This window comes from Pseudomonas putida (assembly GCF_004357765.1).
Lineage (GTDB): Bacteria > Pseudomonadota > Gammaproteobacteria > Pseudomonadales > Pseudomonadaceae > Aquipseudomonas > Aquipseudomonas putida_U.
The window spans coordinates 261,830-280,175 of record NZ_SMTE01000005.1 but is presented as its reverse complement, the minus strand read 5'-3'; the positions used below and the strand labels follow the sequence as shown (position 1 = coordinate 280,175).

15 protein-coding genes are annotated in these 18,346 nt (G+C 63.7%); 11 read left to right on the top strand and 4 right to left on the bottom strand.

Annotation, left to right across the window (positions count from 1 at the left end; genetic code table 11):
• Positions 1 to 329 precede the first annotated feature (329 nt).
• Positions 330 to 1,739 (top strand): amino acid permease, encoded by a 1,410-nt coding sequence (locus E2H86_RS09735; protein WP_133327116.1) that lies wholly within the window; start codon positions 330 to 332, stop codon positions 1,737 to 1,739.
• A gap of 3 nt (positions 1,740 to 1,742) precedes the next feature.
• Here the strand turns inward: E2H86_RS09735 and E2H86_RS09730 are convergent, their stop codons facing one another.
• Positions 1,743 to 1,922 carry a hypothetical protein gene (locus E2H86_RS09730; RefSeq protein ID WP_133327114.1) on the bottom strand — a complete coding sequence of 60 codons (180 nt, stop codon included), beginning with the start codon at positions 1,920 to 1,922 and terminating at the stop codon, positions 1,743 to 1,745.
• Positions 1,923 to 2,020: 98 nt separating this feature from the next.
• On the opposite strand from E2H86_RS09730, the gene tam reads away from it, so the two are divergent.
• Positions 2,021 to 2,797, top strand: a complete 777-nt coding sequence (tam, locus tag E2H86_RS09725) for a trans-aconitate 2-methyltransferase (protein ID WP_133327112.1) — start codon at positions 2,021 to 2,023, stop codon at positions 2,795 to 2,797.
• 136 nt (positions 2,798 to 2,933) lie between these two features.
• On the opposite strand, the gene E2H86_RS09720 is transcribed toward tam, so the two are convergent.
• Positions 2,934 to 3,803: a LysR substrate-binding domain-containing protein gene (locus E2H86_RS09720; protein ID WP_133327110.1), complete on the bottom strand. Its 870-nt coding sequence runs from the start codon at positions 3,801 to 3,803 to the stop codon at positions 2,934 to 2,936.
• Positions 3,804 to 4,047: 244 nt separating this feature from the next.
• On the opposite strand from E2H86_RS09720, the gene E2H86_RS09715 reads away from it, so the two are divergent.
• The 5 genes from E2H86_RS09715 to E2H86_RS09695 all read left to right on the top strand — a co-directional run bounded on the left by E2H86_RS09715 (position 4,048) and on the right by E2H86_RS09695 (position 10,216).
• A complete protein-coding gene (locus E2H86_RS09715) occupies positions 4,048 to 5,364 on the top strand; it encodes an MFS transporter (RefSeq protein WP_133327108.1) in 1,317 nt (438 codons plus the stop codon).
• 14 nt (positions 5,365 to 5,378) lie between these two features.
• Positions 5,379 to 6,770, top strand: a complete 1,392-nt coding sequence (locus E2H86_RS09710; protein WP_133327106.1) for an FAD-dependent oxidoreductase — start codon at positions 5,379 to 5,381, stop codon at positions 6,768 to 6,770.
• Between the two features lie 108 nt (positions 6,771 to 6,878).
• Positions 6,879 to 7,589: a YebC/PmpR family DNA-binding transcriptional regulator gene (locus tag E2H86_RS09705; protein WP_133327104.1), complete on the top strand. Its 711-nt coding sequence runs from the start codon at positions 6,879 to 6,881 to the stop codon at positions 7,587 to 7,589.
• A gap of 68 nt (positions 7,590 to 7,657) precedes the next feature.
• Positions 7,658 to 8,602, top strand: a complete 945-nt coding sequence (locus tag E2H86_RS09700; protein WP_133327102.1) for a LysR family transcriptional regulator — start codon at positions 7,658 to 7,660, stop codon at positions 8,600 to 8,602.
• A 201-nt stretch (positions 8,603 to 8,803) separates the two neighbouring features.
• On the top strand, positions 8,804 to 10,216 hold the full coding sequence (locus E2H86_RS09695; RefSeq protein ID WP_133327100.1) for a DOPA decarboxylase: 1,413 nt from the start codon (positions 8,804 to 8,806) through the stop codon (positions 10,214 to 10,216).
• Positions 10,217 to 10,307: 91 nt separating this feature from the next.
• On the opposite strand, the gene E2H86_RS09690 is transcribed toward E2H86_RS09695, so the two are convergent.
• Positions 10,308 to 11,681 (bottom strand): MFS transporter, encoded by a 1,374-nt coding sequence (locus E2H86_RS09690; protein WP_133327098.1) that lies wholly within the window; start codon positions 11,679 to 11,681, stop codon positions 10,308 to 10,310.
• 310 nt (positions 11,682 to 11,991) lie between these two features.
• Between E2H86_RS09690 and quiC the strand changes: the two genes are divergently transcribed.
• Both quiC and E2H86_RS09675 read left to right on the top strand, forming a co-directional pair.
• Positions 11,992 to 13,896, top strand: a complete 1,905-nt coding sequence (quiC, locus tag E2H86_RS09680) for a 3-dehydroshikimate dehydratase QuiC (protein ID WP_133327096.1) — start codon at positions 11,992 to 11,994, stop codon at positions 13,894 to 13,896.
• Positions 13,897 to 14,049: 153 nt separating this feature from the next.
• Positions 14,050 to 14,721 (top strand): TetR/AcrR family transcriptional regulator, encoded by a 672-nt coding sequence (locus tag E2H86_RS09675; RefSeq protein ID WP_133327094.1) that lies wholly within the window; start codon positions 14,050 to 14,052, stop codon positions 14,719 to 14,721.
• Between the two features lie 7 nt (positions 14,722 to 14,728).
• Here the strand turns inward: E2H86_RS09675 and E2H86_RS09670 are convergent, their stop codons facing one another.
• Positions 14,729 to 15,736: a GlxA family transcriptional regulator gene (locus E2H86_RS09670; protein WP_133327092.1), complete on the bottom strand. Its 1,008-nt coding sequence runs from the start codon at positions 15,734 to 15,736 to the stop codon at positions 14,729 to 14,731.
• A 121-nt stretch (positions 15,737 to 15,857) separates the two neighbouring features.
• On the opposite strand from E2H86_RS09670, the gene E2H86_RS09665 reads away from it, so the two are divergent.
• A complete protein-coding gene (locus E2H86_RS09665; RefSeq protein WP_133327090.1) occupies positions 15,858 to 16,070 on the top strand; it encodes a PLD nuclease N-terminal domain-containing protein in 213 nt (70 codons plus the stop codon).
• A gap of 171 nt (positions 16,071 to 16,241) precedes the next feature.
• Positions 16,242 to 18,341, top strand: coding sequence for a putative bifunctional diguanylate cyclase/phosphodiesterase (locus E2H86_RS09660; protein WP_133327088.1), 2,100 nt, complete (start codon positions 16,242 to 16,244; stop codon positions 18,339 to 18,341).
• Positions 18,342 to 18,346: the final 5 nt, after the last annotated feature.

The window sequence follows — 18,346 nt, the reverse complement described above, 5'->3', positions numbered from 1 at the left end:
TGCCTTCAGGGGGTGCACGACGCCAAGCGCCGGCACGGTGTAGCAGGTGTATTGCATGGGCGGCCTGTACAGTGCAGTGCGGATTTCATGCCGCTGTGCATGGCTCTCTGTGCCCGACATTTTTACATTAGGTGTCAGATATCGCCACATAAAGCATTTCAGTTCGCCTTGGGGGCAACCCAGGGCGCGTCAGCAGGCCGCCATGGATGGCCTGCGTGTGTTCGCTCACACCATCCTGCCCGCAATAGCACTGATGTAGAGGTGAGACCGATTGCCATCGGGGTTTCACGGTTTTCCTTGGATAAAAAGAAGCACGGGGTACACAACTGATGGACGCAACATCCACAACCACCACCGCGAAAGGCGAGCACGAGAGCAAGCTCAGTGCCTCGCTCAAGTCGCGCCACCTGACGATGATGTCGATCGCCGGGGTCATCGGCGGCGCCTTGTTCGTCGGTTCCGGCAGCGTCATCCACAGCGCCGGCCCGGCCGCGGTCCTGGCCTATCTGGCAGGCGGCATCCTGGTGGTCCTGATCATGCGCATGCTCGGTGAAATGGCGACCTCCTCGCCCGACACCGGCTCGTTCTCCACCTACGCGGATCGCGCCATCGGCCGCTGGGCCGGTTTCACCATCGGTTGGCTGTACTGGTGGTACTGGGTCATCCTGATGGCCTGGGAAGCCTATGTGGCGGGCAAGATCCTGCATGGTTTCTTCCCCGATGTGAGCGTCAACGTGTTCGTGCTGGCCACGACCCTGGTGCTGATCACCGTCAACTTCTTCAACGTCAAGCACTACGGCGAGTTCGAGTTCTGGTTCGCGCTGATCAAGGTGGTGGCGATTGTCTGCTTCCTGGTGGTGTGTACCGCTGCGGTGATGAACATCTGGCAGTTCGGTGAAGTACGTGGCATGACGCACCTGACCGCTGAAGGCTTCATGCCCAATGGCATCACCACCGTGATCGGAGCGTTGCTCGGGGTGATGTTCGCCTTCCTCGGCGCTGAAATCGTCACCATCGCCGCTTCCGAAGCCAAGGACCCGGCTGCTCAGATCGTCAAGGCCACTAACTCGGTGGTATGGCGTGTGTGCCTGTTCTACGTCGGCTCGATCTTCCTGATCGTCTGCCTGGTACCGTGGAACGATCCGCACCTGGGCGTCTCCGGCTATGGTGCCTACCGCCGTACCCTGGAACTGCTGGGCGTGCCTCACGCCGAGCTGTTGATGAACTTCGTGGTGCTGACCTCGGTGAGCAGCTGCCTGATCTCGGGCCACTACACCGCATCGCGCATGTTGTTCTCCCTGGCCCAGCGTGGCGATGCGCCGTCGTTCTTCAAGATCACCCGCGCCGGTACCGGTGTCCCGGTGTTCGCGATCATCGGCTCCTGCGCGGTGGCGGTGGTTTGCGCACTGATCAACTTCAGCGAGACCCTGCGTCCGAAAGACGTACTGGAAACCCTGATGAACACCACCGGCATGATCGCACTGCTGGTGTACCTGGTGATCGCCTTCTCGCAATTGCGCATGCGCCGCAAGTTGATCGCCGAGGGCAAGGAAGTTCGCCTGAAAATGTGGCTGTTCCCGTGGCTGACCTACCTGGTGATCGCGTTCATCGTGGCTGCCCTGGTGACCATGGCTTTCATGCCTGACTATCAGATCCTGGTGATCTCCACCGGTATCGCCGCGGCCATCGTGGTGGCGATGGGCGTGGTGCATCAAATCCGCACGGGCAAGCAGCACTAAGCACTAGTCGTTGTTGGAAGCGGCCGGCTCCCTGTGGGACCCGGCCGTTTCGCGTTGTTGGGCCTGGGATTTCTCGGCGGGCATGTGAAAGCGCTGGTTCATCCAGGGCGAGCCGAGCAGGGCGGCGGCGGCGATCAGAGCCAGGATGGCGGCGGCGAGAAAGGTCTTCATGGGCATGCGCATACAGGGACAGACTTGCAGCATAGTCGGTGGGTTCCGTCTCGGTGTTTGACCTTCACATGGCTTATGCTCAACCCACAGCCCGTCACAAGGAGTCGACCATGGCCTGGTCCGCCACCCAGTATTCCCTCTTCGAAGACGAACGTACCCGCGCCGTGCGCGACTTGCTGGCCGCCGTGCCGCCACGCCCGGTGCGCCATGCCACCGACCTGGGCTGCGGCCCGGGCAATTCCACCGAAGTCCTGCTGCAGCGCTGCCCGGATGCCCAGGTGACGGCCCTGGACAACGACAAAGACATGATCGACAAGGCCCGCGAGCGCAAGCGCCTGCATATTCCGCGGGTGCGCTGCGACATCGCCGACATCGCCACCTGGTCGGCGCCCGAGCCACAGGATCTGATCCTGGCCAATGCTTCGCTGCAGTGGGTGCCAGGGCACGCGACGCTGTACCCGCATCTGGTGCGCCAGTTGAGCGAGGGAGGCAGCCTGGCGGTGCAGACGCCCGACAACCTCGAAGAGCCTGCTCACCGGCAACTGCGCGACATCGCCAGCCAGGGGCCCTGGGCAGAGCGCTTTGCCGATTTCGCGTTGCCGCCGCGGCATGACGCGGCCTTCTACTACAACCTGCTCAGTCCGTTGAGTGCCCGGGTGGATGTGTGGCGCACCACGTATCACCACCCTTTGGCCGGTGGCGCAGAGGCGGTGGTGGAATGGTTCAAGGGTTCCGCGCTGCGGCCTTATCTGGCCAAGCTCGATGAACAGGAGCAGGCCGAATTCCTGGCGCGCTACCTGGAGGCCATGCGCCAGGCCTATCCGGTTGCCAGCGATGGCAAGGTGCTGTTGCCGTTTCCCCGGCTGTTCCTGGTGGCCACTCGCTAGGGGGCGCCAGAGGGGGGCGGTGCTGCCCGATTGGTTGTGTCGGCTTTATCGGCCCTTTCGCGGGCAAGCCCGCTCCCACAGGGACCCCGCCTGACTTGTGGGAGCGGGCTTGCCCGCGAAGAGGCCGCTGAAGCCGCTAGAGCCCTTCCTGCACTACCTGCAGAAAGGTCGCCACCACCCGCCGCGTACGCTGCTCGCTCAGGCACACCAGCGTCTCGGTCAAATGCCGTTGGCAATCGACGATCGGCAGCGCACACACCCGCGCATCGGCGCCGAACTCGGCTGCCGACACCACCCCCACGCCAATCCCCACCACCACCGCTTCGCGCGCGGCCTCGCGGCCTTCCACCTGGATCGCCGGGCGAATGCGTAGTCCTGCACGCTGCATTTCCTCTTCCAGGGTCTGCCGGGTCACCGACCCAGGCTCACGCAACACCAGCGGCATGTCGTCCAGGTCAGCCAGGCTGATCGAGCCCCGGCTGGCCCATGGATGTTGGTGCGCCACGAACGCCACCATCGGGTCACGCCGCAGCGGTACACAGTGCAAGCGCTCGTCATCGACGTCACGGCCGAGCAGCGCCAGGTCGGCCTGGTAGCTGAACAGCCGGGCCAGGGATTCGTCGGTGTTGCCGGTCTCGACCTTGACCTGTATGCCCGGGTAGCGCTGGCAGAAACGGGCGATCTGCGGCAGCACGTGTACCGGCGCATCCACTGCCAGCACCAGGCTGCCGGTGTGCAGGGCGCGGGAGTCCTGGAGCAGTTCGTGGGCCTCGGCCTCGCAGGCGAACAGACGCTGGCTGATGCCTAGCAGGCGTTCGCCAAGGTCAGTCAGGTGCACCGAACGCTTGTTGCGATGAAACAGCAACACACCGAAGCGCTCTTCGAGCTTGCGCACCTGATCGGACACCGCCGGTTGGGTCAGGAACAGCTTTTGCGCGGCGCGGGTGAAGCTGCCGTGGGTGGCCACCGCATGGAACGCCTTGAGTTGCGCGTGGGATACCGACATGCCGCCTCCAATAACAAGCTGAGCTTATGTGTGAAATACGATAAATCGATTTTATTTATCAGTCACCAGCTGTTTCCATACCGTTCAACCCAGCGTGATCGTGATCCGCGGTCGCTGGGCCATGGCGCGGATCCCTGCGCCATCTGACCAGTGACGAGCCTTCGTCATGCAGTGCGCAACACAACAAGAAAACAGGCGTTTCTTCACATTCTGCCGGCACACTCGAGCAAGAGGTCAGATCCACATGAACCAATCCCTAGCCACGATCAAACGTTGGCGCGTGCAGATTTTCGCAATCACCTGGTTGGCCTACGCCGCCTTCTACTTCACTCGCAAGGCCTTCTCGGTGGCCAAGCTGGGCATCGGCGAAGACCCGACATTCATGCTCGACAAGGCCGCCATGGCCAACCTCGACGCCATCTACCTGGCCGCCTATGCCGTGGGCCAGTTCACCTGGGGCATGCTCGCCGACCGTTTCGGTCCGCGCGTGGTGGTGCTCGGCGGCCTGCTGATCTCCAGCGCGGCGGCTGTGGTGATGGGCAGTTACGCCACTTTCCCGATCTTCGCTACCTGCATGCTGGTGCAGGGGCTGGCGCAATCCACCGGCTGGGCGGGGTTGTGCAAGAACATCGGCAGTTTCTTCCCGGCCATCCAACGTGGGCGTGTACTCGGGCTATGGAGCTCGTGCTATGCCTTCGGCGGCCTGGTGGCCTCGCCCTTCGCTGGTTGGTGGGCCTACACCCTGATCGGAACCTGGCATGCGGCGTTCTTTTCCAGCGCTGTGGTGGTGGCCGCAGTGGCCGTGTTGTTCTTCTTCCTGCAGCGTAACAAGCCAGAGGACGTCGGCCTGCCGGCGGTGGAACCCGAGCCCCAGAGCATGGCCCCAGGCGGCAACCTGTGCAGCGTGTGGGCGCCGCTGCGCGAAATCCTGCGCAACCGTACGGTACTGACCCTGGGCCTTGCGTATTTCCTGCTCAAGCCCGCGCGCTACGCGATTCTGCTGTGGGGACCGGTGATCGTCTTCGAGCAGATGCCGTCGGTGGGCAAGGTCGGCGCGGCCATCATTCCCACGGCCTTCGAATTGGCCGGGCTGCTCGGGCCGATCCTCATCGGCCTGGCGTCGGACAAGCTGTTTGGCGCCAGGCGCATGCCTGCCTGCGTGATCAGTCTGGTGCTGCTGACCCTGACCCTGGCGGCATTCATGGCTGCCATGCACACCGGCAGCGTGCTGCTGGTGGTGGGCTTGCTGTTCTTCATGGGCCTGACCTTGTACGGCCCGGACTCGATGATCAGCGGCGCCGCCGCCATTGACTTCGGTACGGCCAAGGCCGGCGCCACTGCTGCGGGCTTCGTCAATGGCTGCGGCTCGGTGGGCGCGGTGCTTGGCGGCCTGCTGCCGGGATACTTCGATGGCGTCACGGTGTTCATCGTGTTTGCCGGCTGTGCGCTGTTCTCGGCGCTGGTGCTGTTGCCGCACTGGAACAGCCGCCCGGCGAGGGAGGCCCAGGCCGATGACGTGGCACCCAATACCGCGATGGCGATCAAGCCATTGCGCACTTAGAGGAACGTGAAGCGATGAGACCCTTCTGGCTGCAACAGGCACTGGATTCGGAACAGCAGCCGGCCTGCCCGCCACTGCACGGCGACGCACGCTGCGACGTGTGCATCGTCGGCGGTGGCTACACAGGCCTTTGGACGGCCTTGCAGCTCAAGGAGGCGCAGCCGTCGCTCGATGTACTGCTGATCGAGGCCGACATCTGTGGCGCTGGCGCGAGCGGTCGCAACGGTGGTTGCGCCTTGTCGTGGTCGGCCAAGTACTTCACGCTGGAGAGGTTGTTCGGGGTGGAGGAGGCCGTGCGCCTGGTGCGCGAGTCCGAGCTCAGCATCCATGCCATCGGTGCGTTCTGCGCGGCCAATGGCATCGACTGCGACTATCGCTTGGACGGCACCCTGTACACCGCGACCAATCAGGCTCAAGTGGGCAGCACCGATGCCGTAATCGCCGCCTTGCAGCAACGCGGCATCAATTCGTTCGAGCGCCTGCCGTTGCAGCAGGTACAGCGCCTGGCAGGTTCGGCCCGGCACCTGGAAGGCTGGTTCTCGCCGGCGGCTGCCACCGTACAACCAGGGCGGTTGGTGCGTGGCCTGCGCCGGGTGGCACTTGAGCGGGGCGTACGCATCCATGAGGGCACAGCCATGACCGCCCTCGAGCATGGGGCGCCGGCTACGGTGCGCACGCTGCACGGTAGCATTCGTGCCGACCGCGTGGTACTGGTTCTCAACGCCTGGATGGCGCGGGCGTTCCCGCAGTTCCAGCGCAGCGTGGCGATCGTCTCCAGTGACATGGTGATTACCGAGCCGTGTTCCGAGCTGCTGCAGGAGATAGGGCTGAACACCGGGATCAGCGTGCTCGACTCGCGGATCTTCGTGCACTACTACCACAACACCTCCGATGGCCGGCTGATGCTCGGCAAAGGGGGCAACACCTTTGCCTTCGGTGGCCGCATGCTGCCAGTGTTCGACCAGCCGTCACCGTATCGCCCCTTGCTGCGCCAGAGCCTGGGCGGGTTCTTCCCGGCCTTGGCCGAGGTGCCGCTGGCAGCGAGCTGGAACGGGCCGTCAGACCGCTCGGTGACCGGCCTGCCGTTCTTCGGCCGGTTGGATGGGCAGGGCAACGTGTTCTATGGCTTCGGATACTCCGGCAGCGGCGTCGGGCCATGCCACATGGGCGGGCAGATCCTTGCCTCGCTGGCCCTGGGGCAAGACAACCCCTGGACCCGCTCGCCGCTGGTCAATGGGCCGCTGGGGTTGTTCCCGCCCGAACCGATCCGCTACCTGGGCTCGTTGCTGGTACGTAACGCCATTCGGCGCAAGGAACGTGCCGAGGATCACGGCCAGCGGCCAAGGCGCCTGGATGTGCGCCTGGCGCGCTTTGCCGCGGCGGCGGGCAAAGCCGACAAGGCGTAAGCGAGCCGCAAGATTTCTTGTCGATCCATGGCTGAGGTCGTATAAACTGCTCCCACTTTTTATGGCCGGTCGCTTCCTGAACCGGCCGCCGAAACAAAGAGAGTCGACATGGGCGCACAGTGGAAAGCCAAGCATAAAGAAGCCGCAGCCAACGCCAAAGGCAAGATCATGGGCAAGCTGGCCAAGGAAATTCAGATCGCCGCCAAATCCGGTGCCGATCCTGACATGAACCCGCGCCTGCGCCTGGCGGTGGAGCAGGCCAAGAAAGCCTCGATGACCCGCGAGACCCTGGAGCGGGCGATCCGCAAGGGTGCCGGCCTGGATGGCGATGCCGTGCAGTACTCGGCGGTCAGCTACGAAGGTTTCGCCCCGCACCAGGTGCCGCTGATCGTCGAGTGCCTGACCGACAACGTCAACCGCACCGTGGCGCAGATCCGTGTGCTGTTTCGCAAGGGCCAGCTCGGCGCCAGCGGTTCGGTCGCCTGGGACTTCAACCATGTCGGCCTGATCGAAGCCACCGCCGAAGGTGATGCCGATCCGGAAATGGCCGCCATCGAAGCGGGCGCCCAGGATTTCGAGCCGGGCGAAGAAGAGGGGTCGACCCTGTTCATCACCGACACCACCGACCTCGACGCCGTGCAGAAAGCCCTGCCGGAGCACGGCTTCACCGTGACCTCGGCGAAGATCGGCTACACCCCGAAGAATCCGGTGAGCGCGGCCAGCCTGAGCGCCGAGGCACTGGCAGAAGTCGAAGCCTTCCTCGAAGCGATTGACGAGAACGACGATGTGCAGAACGTGTACGTCGGCCTGACTGCCTGAAGGTCAGGTTGTTCTGAAGGTCCCATCGCTGCCGATGGGGCCTGTCTGCCCTGCCGAGGGGAACCTGCATGAACCCCACCTTCGCCTCCCTCAGCATCGCCCACCTGCGCACCCTCGACCAACTGCTGCACCTGAAGAACCTCAGTCACGCCGCCGAGCGGCTGGGTGTCAGTCAGTCGGCCCTGAGCCGCCAACTGGCGCATCTGCGTGAAGCGTTCGATGACCCGCTGTTGGTGCGTCAGGGTCGTGGCTACGTGCTCAGCGAACATGCCGAAAGCCTGGTCGAGCCTTTGCGTCAGGTGCTGGACGAACTCCAGGCCCTGCGCCAGCCGGCAACTTTCGACCCGGCCCGTTGCGAACGGCGCTTTTGCCTGGCTGCTTCCGACTATGTCGCCGAGCATATGCTGCCGTTGCTGGTGGCGGCGCTGGAGCGTGAGGCGCCTGGCGTGGCCATCGACTACCGGATCTGGCAGGCCGGTCAGTACGGTTTGCTCGCCAGCGGCGAAATCGACCTGGCGACCACCTTGTTCGACGAATCGCCGCCCAACCTTCATGGGCGCCTGCTGGGCGAGGATCGGGCGGTGTGCCTGATGCGTGACGATCATCCGTTGTCCGCCGTACGGGCGCTGACCCAGGACGATTACCTGGGCTATAAGCATGTGCGAATTTCCGGCGGTGGTGACAAGGACAGCTTCATCGATCGGCATCTACGCGCCCAGGGGCTGCAACGGCGGGTGAGTCTGGAGGTGCCGTTCTTTTCCGCCACCGTGCAGGTGATCGGCAACGGCCAGGCTCTGGCGACTGTTCCCGAGCACATCGCCCGCCAGTTGTGCCGACTGCACCGCCTGGCATGGCGACCGCTTGGGTTCATCGAGCACACCCAGCGCTATTGGGTGGTCTGGCACCAGCGCTTGCAGGCTTCGGCCGAGCACCGCTGGTTGCGTAATCGGGTCTTCGACTTGTGGCGTCAGTCGCAGTTCGGGGTGCAGGGCGGGGAGCCGGGTTCGCCATAGCAGGTATGCGTGAAGCGGGGTTCTTGGGCTGTGTTCTAGCGCCTAGACTGGGGGCTTGTGTTGTCTGAGCCGGCCCCTTGGCGGGCAAGCCCGCTCCCACCGGTAAGTCACAGTCCTCAAGGGCTGCGCTGTACCTGTGGGAGCGGGCTTGCCCGCGAAGGGGCCGGTATGGACACCGGATCACCCACAGGAGCCCTCCACGTGACCCCAGAACAATTCCGCCAATATGGCCACCAACTGATCGACCTGATCGCCGACTATCGGCAGAACATCGCCGAACGCCCGGTCATGGCCCAGGTCGAGCCGGGCTACCTCAAACAGGCCTTGCCAAGCCAGGCCCCCCAGCGAGGCGAGGCATTCGAGGCGATCCTCAGCGACGTCGACAAACTGCTCATGCCTGGCTTGTCGCACTGGCAGCACCCCGACTTCTATGGCTATTTCCCCTCGAACGGCACCTTGTCCTCGGTATTGGGCGACTTCCTCAGCACCGGCTTGGGCGTGCTCGGCCTGTCATGGCAGTCGAGCCCGGCGCTGAGCGAGCTGGAGGAAACCACCCTCGACTGGCTGCGCCAATTGCTCGGCCTGTCGGCGCAGTGGAGTGGGGTGATTCAGGACACTGCCTCGACCAGCACCCTGGTGGCTCTGATCAGCGCCCGCGAACGCGCCACCGACTACGCCCTGGTACGCGGCGGTCTGCAGGCCGAGACCAGGCCATTGGTCGTCTATGTCAGTGCCCACGCCCACAGCTCGGTGGACAAGGCGGCGTTGCTGGCCGGTTTCGGCCGCGACAACATCCGCCTGATCGCCACCGACGATGCCTTCGCCATGGACCCGCAGGCCCTGCGCGCGGCCATCGAACAGGACCTGGCCGCCGGTAACCATCCCTGTGCGGTGGTGGCCACCACGGGTACCACCGCCACCACGGCGCTCGACCCCTTGCGGGCCATCGGCGAATTGACCCAGGCCCACGACCTGTGGCTGCACGTCGACTCGGCCATGGCCGGTTCGGCGATGATCCTCCCGGAATGCCGCTGGATGTGGGATGGCATCGAGCTGGCCGATTCGGTCGTGGTCAACGCGCACAAGTGGCTGGGCGTCGCCTTCGATTGTTCGATCTACTATGTGCGCGATCCGCAGCACCTGATTCGGGTGATGAGCACCAACCCGAGCTACCTGCAGTCGGCGGTCGATGGGGAGGTGAAGAACCTGCGAGATTGGGGGATTCCGCTGGGACGTCGTTTCCGTGCCCTGAAACTGTGGTTCATGCTGCGCAGTGAAGGGGTCGAAGCGTTGCAGCAACGCTTGCGTCGCGACCTGGACAATGCCCGTTGGTTGGCCGAACAGGTCGAGGCGGCCGAACAGTGGCGACTGCTGGCCCCTGTGCAGTTGCAGACCTTGTGCATCCAACATCGACCGGAAGGGATGGAAGGGGAGGCGTTGGATGCGCATACCCAGGCCTGGGCTCAGCGACTCAATGCATCGGGAGCGGCGTACGTGACGCCGGCGACCTTGAATGGGCGCTGGATGGTGCGGGTTTCGGTAGGCGCGCTGCCGACCGAGCGCGGGGATGTGCAGCGGCTGTGGCAGAACTTGCAGGACGTGGTCAGGGGGTGAGGGCGTCAAGGGCTGCTGTGCAGCCCATCGCCGGCTCACCGGCTCCTACCGAGGCAGTGCGGTGCCTGGAGGAGCCGGCTTGCCGTAGCTGTCAGTGGCTCACGGCCTGAAAGCTGTCTTTGCGGCTCGCCTCGTAGGCCTGTTTTTCCATTGGCTTGGCCTGCGGGTTACCCAGATCTTCCATCGCCAGGCGGTGGGTTTCCGGGGCAATGTATGCCGCCAGGGCGCAGACGCAGGTGATGAAGAACGCCAGGCTACCGACCACCAGCGGGATGTTGTCCGAGCCTGGCGGCGCGACCATGGCGAACAGTGCGGGCAGCATCGCGGTGAGCATGGTGCCGACGTTCTGTGCGATGGCCATGGCCGAGACGCGGTAGCGGGTGTGGAACAGCTCCGGGTAGAAGCTTGGGAACACCGCGTTGTAGCCTTGGTACACCATGCCCCACATGACGATCGAGGCAACGAAGGCCAACGGCACGTTCTGGATGCTGATGGCATACAGGTAGAGGAACGCCAGCAGCCCCGAGCCGATGCAGCCGGCGATCATGGTCGGGCGTCGGCCGATCTTGTCGGACAGGTTACCCACGAACGGAATCACCAGTACCGCGACGATATTGCCGACCACCGGAATCCACAGATACACGCTCTTGTCGAAGCCGATGCCGTAGGCCGGTTGTACCGCATAGGCCGCGCCGAAGATGGTCGCAACCACCGGGATCACATTCATCAGGGCCATGAACATCACCAGCACCATGTGCTTCCAGCTGTGGCGGAAGGCCTCGCTGACCGGCGATTTAGCCACCTTGGCCTGCTTCTCTTCATTGACGAAGGCCGGGGTCTCGTGGACTTCCTTGCGGATGATGAAGCCCGCGATCAGTACCAGGGCACTCATCAGGAACGGAATGCGCCAGCCCCATTCGTTGAAGGCTTCGCTGGGCATGAAGTAGGCCAGTGGCAGGAACACCGCCGCTGCCAGTACCTGGCCAGCCTGCACACCTTGCAGGGTGAAGCTGGCGTAGTAGCCGCGCCGGCCGAACGGTGCGTGTTCCATGATCATCGAGCTGGCGCCGGAGATCTCGCCAGCCACCGCAAAGCCTTGAATCAGGCGCAACACCACCAGCAGGGCCGGCGCCAGCAGGCCGATGTCGTGGTAGGTCGGCAGCAGGCCGACGGCCATGGTCGACAGACCCATGAGGAACATGCAGAGCAGCAGTACGTTCTTGCGTCCGCGGGTATCACCCCAGTGGCCCAGCACGAACGCGCCGACCGGACGCGCCAGGTAGCCCACGCCGTAAGTCGCCAGCGAGGCAATGATGGCCATCTTGGGGTCAGTATTTGGGAAGAAGATCTGCGGGAAAATCAGCGCTGCAGCTTGGGCATAGATGAAAAAGTCATAGTACTCGAGTGCCGAGCCGATCCAACCGCTGGCGGTCGCTTTCTTGGCTTGAGAGCTGGAGTGAGCCATCGTTGTCTCCATTGTTCTTGTACTTATTATGTTCGTTTCTGGGTTTGTCGAAGCAACTTCCGCCGAGCGACCGGTGGGGCAGGAGGCCGGTCGGGTTGGTCACATCTGGGACTCATGGTTGCCCACGCTTGGCGGCGAGGCAATTCGCTAAAAGGGGTTCTGTGCGATAATCGAACACAAAACTAACTGTTCCGTACAAACTGATTGAAGGCCAGACTTTACCTGCGAATAATCGAAGGTGCCAGAATCGGTTACCTGGCGATTTGCCCGTTCCGCTACCGTCGTCCCACCCATAACAAGGAACTCCACCATGCAGCGTTCGATTGCCACCGTGTCGTTGAGCGGCACACTGCCAGAAAAGCTCGAAGCCATCGCCGCCGCCGGTTTCGACGGTGTGGAAATTTTCGAGAACGACCTGCTCTACTATGCGGGCAGCCCGCGCGAGGTGCGCCAGATGTGCGCCGACCTGGGGCTGGCGATCACCTTGTTCCAGCCGTTTCGCGACTTCGAAGGTTGCCGCCGCGACCGCCTGCAGAAGAACCTCGACCGCGCCGAGCGTAAGTTCGACCTGATGCAGGAGCTGGGCACCGACCTGGTGCTGGTTTGCAGCAACGTTCAGGCCGATGCCATCAGTGACGAGCGCGTGCTGGTGGACGACCTGCGCCTGCTGGCCGAGCACGCCGGCCGCCGCGGCATGCGTATCGGCTACGAGGCCTTGGCATGGGGCCGACACGTCAACACCTACCAGCAAGTCTGGGACTTGGTGCGCCAGGCTGATCATCCGGCCCTGGGGGTGATCCTCGACAGCTTCCATACCCTGTCACTCAAGGGCGATCCCGCTGCCATCCGCGACATCCCCGGTGACAAGATCTTCTTCGTGCAGATGGCCGACGCACCCATCCTGGCCATGGATGTGCTGGAGTGGAGCCGGCACTTCCGTTGCTTCCCCGGACAAGGCGAGATGGACCTGGCGGGCTTCCTGGCACCGATCCTGGCCACCGGCTACCGTGGCCCGCTGTCGCTGGAGATCTTCAACGACGGCTTCCGCGCCGCACCGACTCGGCAGAACGCCGCCGACGGTCTGCGCTCGCTGCTGTACCTCGAAGAACAGACCGGTTTGCGCCTGCAGCAGCAGGGCATTGCCGTGGAGCCCGGTGTGTTGTTCAGCCCGCCGGCAGCCAGCGCCTACGACGGCGTGGAGTTTCTCGAATTCGCTGTCGACGAAGCGGTGGGGGCGCGCCTGGGCGGTTGGCTCAAGCGTCTGGGCTTTGCCGAGGCTGGCCAGCACCGCAGCAAGGCGGTGCGCCTGCTGCGCCAGAACGACATCAACATCGTGCTCAATGCCGAGCCGTATTCATTTGGCCACAACTTCTTCGAAGCCCACGGTCCGTCGCTGTGTGCCACGGCCTTGCGGGTGCGTGACGAGCACGCAGCGCTGCAGCGCGCCACCGACTTCCGTGGCCAGCCGTTCCGTGGTCTGGTCGGCCCCAACGAGCGCGAAGTGCCCGCGGTACGGGCGCCGGATGGCAGCCTGATCTATCTGGTGGGACAGGGCGATGGCCCGAGCCTGTACGACACCGACTTCCGCCTCGACACCCAAGCCCAGGCCAACGGTGGCCTACGGCGCATCGACCACATGGCCCTGGCATTGCCGGCCGAGTCGCTCGACAGCTGGGTGTTGTTCTACAAGAGCCTCTTCGACTTCGCTGCCGATGACGAGGTGGTGCTGCCTGACCCTTATGGCCTGGTCAAGAGTCGCGCCTTGCGCAGCCAGTGTGGCAGCCTGCGCTTGCCGCTGAATATCTCGGAAAACCGCAACACCGCCATTGCCCATGCGCTGTCCAGCTACCGGGGATCGGGCGTGCATCACATCGCCTTCGATTGCCAGGACATCTTCCAAGAGGTGGCGCGAGCCAAGGAGGCCGGCGTGCCGCTGCTGGAGATTCCGCTGAACTATTATGATGACCTCGCCGCGCGCTTCGACTTCGACGACGAGTTTCTCAGCGAGCTGGCGTACTACAACGTGCTGTACGACCGTGACGCCCAGGGTGGCGAGCTGTTCCACGTCTATACCGAGCCGTTCGAGGAGCGCTTCTTCTTCGAGATCATCCAGCGCAAGGGTGGCTATGCCGGCTATGGCGCGGCCAACGTGGCGGTGCGCCTGGCGGCCATGGCCAAGCGCCGCAGCGGGGCGCCGCGCAAGCCGGTGCTGTGATTCTTTCCGCTCCGGCCTCTTCGTGGGTAAACCCGCGAAGAGGCCGGAATAGGCAACCCTCCATCTCACCCTCCGACCAACAGCGCGCTTCCCACACCCGTCCGGCTCACGGATAATCCCCCACTTATTCCAATAAATAGCCTGTGAGTGGGTATGAGTGATTCGCTAGTCAGCCTCGGCCAGTCTGAGACCGGAGGGGGGCGCAAGTCGCGCAAGAACAACCCCGAGAAAACCCGTGAGGACATCCTTCAGGCCGCCATCAACGAGTTCGTCCAGCAGGGCCTGGCCGGCGCGCGGGTGGACGCCATCGCCGAGCGCACCGCCACCTCCAAGCGCATGATCTACTACTACTTCGGCAGCAAGGAGCAGCTGTACGTCGAGTGCCTGGTCAAGCTCTACGGTGACATTCGCAAGACCGAGCACAGCCTCGACCTCGAGTCGCTGCCGGCCGAGCAGGCGATTCGCCGTCTGGTCGAGTTCACCTTCGATCACCACGACCGCAACGTCGATTTCGTGCGCATCGTCTGTACCGAGAACATCCACTATGGCGAATACGTCAAGCAGTCGCCGGTGATCCGCGAGATGAGCAGCCTGGTGCTCGAAGCGTTGGCCCGTACGTTGCGCCGTGGCGAGCAGGAGGGGGTGTTCCGTCCCGGTATCGAGGTCATCGACCTGCACATGCTGATGAGCTCGTTCTGTTTCTACCGCGTATCCAACCGCCATACCTTCAGCGAGATCTTCCAGATCGAGCTTTCCGACGAAAAGGTCAAGCAGCGCCACAAGGACATGATCTGCGAGGCGGTGATGCGCTATATCCACGCCTGAGCCAGGTTCATTCGCCCAGCCGTTGCTCCCGCGACGGCGGGTAGCCGAAGTAGGCTGCGTAGCACTTGCTGAAGTGCGACACCGAAACGAAGCCGCAGGCCACTGCCACTTCCATTACCGACAGATCGGAATATTGCAGCAGGCGCCGGCTCTTGGTGATGCGCAGCTCCATGTAATAGCGCCGCGGCGAGGTGCCCAGCTGCGCTTGGAACAACCGGTCGATCTGCCGTCGCGAGCGACCGCTGTAGGCCGCCAGCTGGTCGAGGCTGAGGGTTTCTTCCAGGTTGTTCTCCATCAGTTCGACGATGGTGCGCAGGTGCAGGCTCATCGATTTCTTCGCACCCGAGCCGACTTGGCGGTAGCGGGCGCCGGAGAACGAGAGGATTTCCTCCACGCCTTCGGCCAGGCCATCACCATACAGACGGCGCGCCAGGCCCAGCATCAGCTCCATGGCGCCGTTAGGGCTGGCGGCGGTGAGCCGGTCGCGGTCGAGGGTGAAGCTGGCTGGCGTGATGCGCGTTTGCGGACTACGCTCGGAAAGACTGGCGCGCTGCTCCGGGTGGATGCTGCAACCGTAGTCATCGAGCACTCCGGCACGGCCAAGGAACCAGGCGCCGTTCCATAGCCCGCCCAGCGCCATGCCATGGGCGGCGCAGTCATCGAGCAGGCGGTCGAGCATGGGGTACTTGAGCGCGGTACGCAGCCCACCGCAGATGATCAGCAGGTCCAGCTCACCCACGGTCTGGTGGGCCAGTTCAGTGGCGACCAGCTCCAGGCCCAGGTCGCTCAGCACGCGGTCGCCGTCCAGTGACATCGGCGTGAAGCGGAAGCTGTCGGAGCGCAGCAGATTAGCGGTGACCAGCACGTCCATGGCAACGGTGAAGCTGGCCATGGAGAAGTGTTCGAGCAGCACGAAACCGACGCGGTAGGGCGCCGCCTCGCTGCTGGCGCCGGTCTTGAGCCGCAGCATGTTGCTGGTACTGGTCTTCTTGCTGAATTGACGTGGTGTTGGCACTCTGGACTCCGCTTCCTGGCTCGCCGGCAGAGTGTGGCGGGTGGCACGGGGAAAGACAATCCGAATGAACCCTTGACGCATTCTGCAAACCAAAACAGTACATGCCAATGGGAGAGAACGTATGGAAGTCGGAACCCTCTGGATTCTCGTCGCCGCTGTGGTGATCATGCTGGAAATCTGGGCTATCTGGCACATCATCGGCAGCGATCGCCGTGCGGAGCGGAAGATGCTGTGGATAGTGTTCGTGGTGTATGCCCCTCTGCCCGGGTTGCTTTTCTGGGCCTGGCGCGGGCCACGAGCAGTCAAAGGGCGGGCGGTCCTGCAGGAAAAATGATCGGGCCCGGGGGTGAGCGCACCCCCACCCATGCGCCATCCCTGCAAAACTTTGTGACCCACTTCACAAAAAATAACCCTGCGCGGCATAATGCCACTACTCATTCATCAGGCTCGCCCGCTCCAAATCGGGGGGGCCTATTCGAGCATGCCGCAGATTCAGGGAAATCCAATGTCGCTAGTCGCAAGCCCCGACATCATGTACCGGCTGTTGATCCAGAGCGTAGTGGACTATGCCATCTACATGCTCACCCCGGAGGGAATCGTCGCCAATTGGAACCCAGGGGCCCAACGTGCCAAGGGTTACCTGGCCGAAGAAGTCGTCGGCCAGCATTATTCGTTGTTCTATAGCGACGCCGAGCGTGCAGCCGGCTTGCCCGCACAGAACCTCGAACGGGCGCGGTCCACGGGGCGCTTCGAAGAGAAGGGGCTGCGCGTGCGCAAGGATGGCACCACGTTTCATGCCCACGTCATCATCGATGCCTTGCGCGATGACCAGGGTCAGTTGCTGGGATTCGCCAAGGTCACTCGGGATATATCCGAACGCCGTCGCCAGGAACAGGAACTGCTCCAGGCGAAGGACTTGGCCGAGCAGTACAGCCAGGAGATGGCCACGGTCTCGCAGTTTCTCGATTCAGTGATTACCAACATTCCGGCCAGCGTCATCGTCCAGGACTTGGCCAGCCAGCGAATCCTGCTGGCCAATCAACAGGCAGAGGACCTGTTCGGCGGGCGGGGCATGCCGATGATCGGTCGCCTGCCCTCCGAGTGCCTGTCGCCGGCCGTGGCCGAATACCTGGAGCAGCAATTCGCCCGCGGCGCCCGCAGTGCCAAGGGCTATGTCGCCGAAACCCGAGTCGACACCGCTTGTGGGCCGCGGACGCTGCGCAGCCGTGCGCTGCTCAGCCAGAACCGCGAAGGCCAGGCCGACTATGTGCTGTTCGTGGCCGAAGACGCCACAGAGCAGTTGGCCGCCCATGCGCAGATCCATCATATGGCCCACCACGATGCCCTCACCGGGTTGCCCAACCGCACCTTGTTCAATGAGCGGCTGAAGCAGGCGCTGGTGCGTGGCGAAGAGGGTGGCAAGCTGACCGCCGCGCTGTGCCTGGACCTGGATAATTTCAAGAACATCAACGACTCGCTTGGCCATGCTTTCGGCGACAAGCTGCTGCGCGCCCTGGGCAAGCGTCTGCGCCGAGAGCTGCGCGAGCACGACACCCTGGCGCGCCTGGGCGGTGATGAGTTCGCCGTGGTGTTGACCCGCCTGGACAACCGGGAGGCGGCCTGCAACACCGCGCAGCGCCTGATCGATGCCATCTGCCCGCCGTTCCAGATCGAGGGTCACCAGTTTTCGGTGGGCGTGAGCATCGGCGTGGCCATCGCTCCAGACGACAACGACCAGGCCGAGCAACTGCTGGGCTATGCCGACATGGCCTTGTACGAAGCCAAGCGCAATGGCCGCAATCGCTACGAATGCTTCCACGTCGAGTTGGATGTGGCCGCCCGTCAGCGTCGCCTGGTCGAGACCGATCTGCGTACCGCCCTGCACCTGGGGCAACTGCATCTGCATTATCAGCCGGTGGTCGATCAGCAGACCCGTAGCGTCACGGGCTACGAAGCGCTGTTGCGCTGGGAGCACCCGACCCGGGGCATGGTCATGCCGATGGACTTCATCCCGATCGCCGAGGAAACCGGCCTGATCCACGAGCTCGGCGCCCGTGCCCTTAACCTCGCCTGCCAGGAAGCTGCCAGTTGGGGCACCGAGCAGACCGTGTCGGTCAATCTGTCGCCGGTGCAGTTCAAGAACGCCAATCTGGCCCACTCGGTGGCCTTGGCCCTGGCCGATTCTGGCTTGGCTCCCCATCGGCTGGAGTTGGAGATCACCGAATCGGTGCTGCTGGGCAACAGTGATGAGAACGTGCGCATCCTCCGGGCCTTGAAGGACCTGGGTGTGTCCATCTCGCTGGACGACTTCGGCACCGGATATTCGTCGCTGGGTTACCTGCGCTCGTTCCCGTTCGACCGGATCAAGATCGACAAGTCGTTCGTCCACGACATGTGCGAAAGTCGCGAGGCGATGTCGATCATCCGCGCGATCACCGAGCTGTCCAACAGCCTGATGATCAAGACCACCGCCGAGGGGGTGGAGTCGCCCGAGCAGATGCGGCGGCTGGCGGCGGAGGGTTGCTCGCACTTCCAGGGCTACCTGTATGGCCGGCCTGCGCCGGCCAGCGAGCGTCTGACGCAGGTGCAGGCGGTGGCCGGCTGAGGCCG

Coding starts and splice junctions, on each gene's coding strand:
- E2H86_RS09735 (WP_133327116.1), top strand. CDS start 330: ATGGACGCAACATCCACAACCACCACCGCGAAAGGCGAGCACGAGAGC.
- E2H86_RS09730 (WP_133327114.1), bottom strand. CDS start 1,922: ATGCGCATGCCCATGAAGACCTTTCTCGCCGCCGCCATCCTGGCTCTG.
- tam (WP_133327112.1), top strand. CDS start 2,021: ATGGCCTGGTCCGCCACCCAGTATTCCCTCTTCGAAGACGAACGTACC.
- E2H86_RS09720 (WP_133327110.1), bottom strand. CDS start 3,803: ATGTCGGTATCCCACGCGCAACTCAAGGCGTTCCATGCGGTGGCCACC.
- E2H86_RS09715 (WP_133327108.1), top strand. CDS start 4,048: ATGAACCAATCCCTAGCCACGATCAAACGTTGGCGCGTGCAGATTTTC.
- E2H86_RS09710 (WP_133327106.1), top strand. CDS start 5,379: ATGAGACCCTTCTGGCTGCAACAGGCACTGGATTCGGAACAGCAGCCG.
- E2H86_RS09705 (WP_133327104.1), top strand. CDS start 6,879: ATGGGCGCACAGTGGAAAGCCAAGCATAAAGAAGCCGCAGCCAACGCC.
- E2H86_RS09700 (WP_133327102.1), top strand. CDS start 7,658: ATGAACCCCACCTTCGCCTCCCTCAGCATCGCCCACCTGCGCACCCTC.
- E2H86_RS09690 (WP_133327098.1), bottom strand. CDS start 11,681: ATGGCTCACTCCAGCTCTCAAGCCAAGAAAGCGACCGCCAGCGGTTGG.
- quiC (WP_133327096.1), top strand. CDS start 11,992: ATGCAGCGTTCGATTGCCACCGTGTCGTTGAGCGGCACACTGCCAGAA.
- E2H86_RS09675 (WP_133327094.1), top strand. CDS start 14,050: ATGAGTGATTCGCTAGTCAGCCTCGGCCAGTCTGAGACCGGAGGGGGG.
- E2H86_RS09665 (WP_133327090.1), top strand. CDS start 15,858: ATGGAAGTCGGAACCCTCTGGATTCTCGTCGCCGCTGTGGTGATCATG.
- E2H86_RS09660 (WP_133327088.1), top strand. CDS start 16,242: ATGTCGCTAGTCGCAAGCCCCGACATCATGTACCGGCTGTTGATCCAG.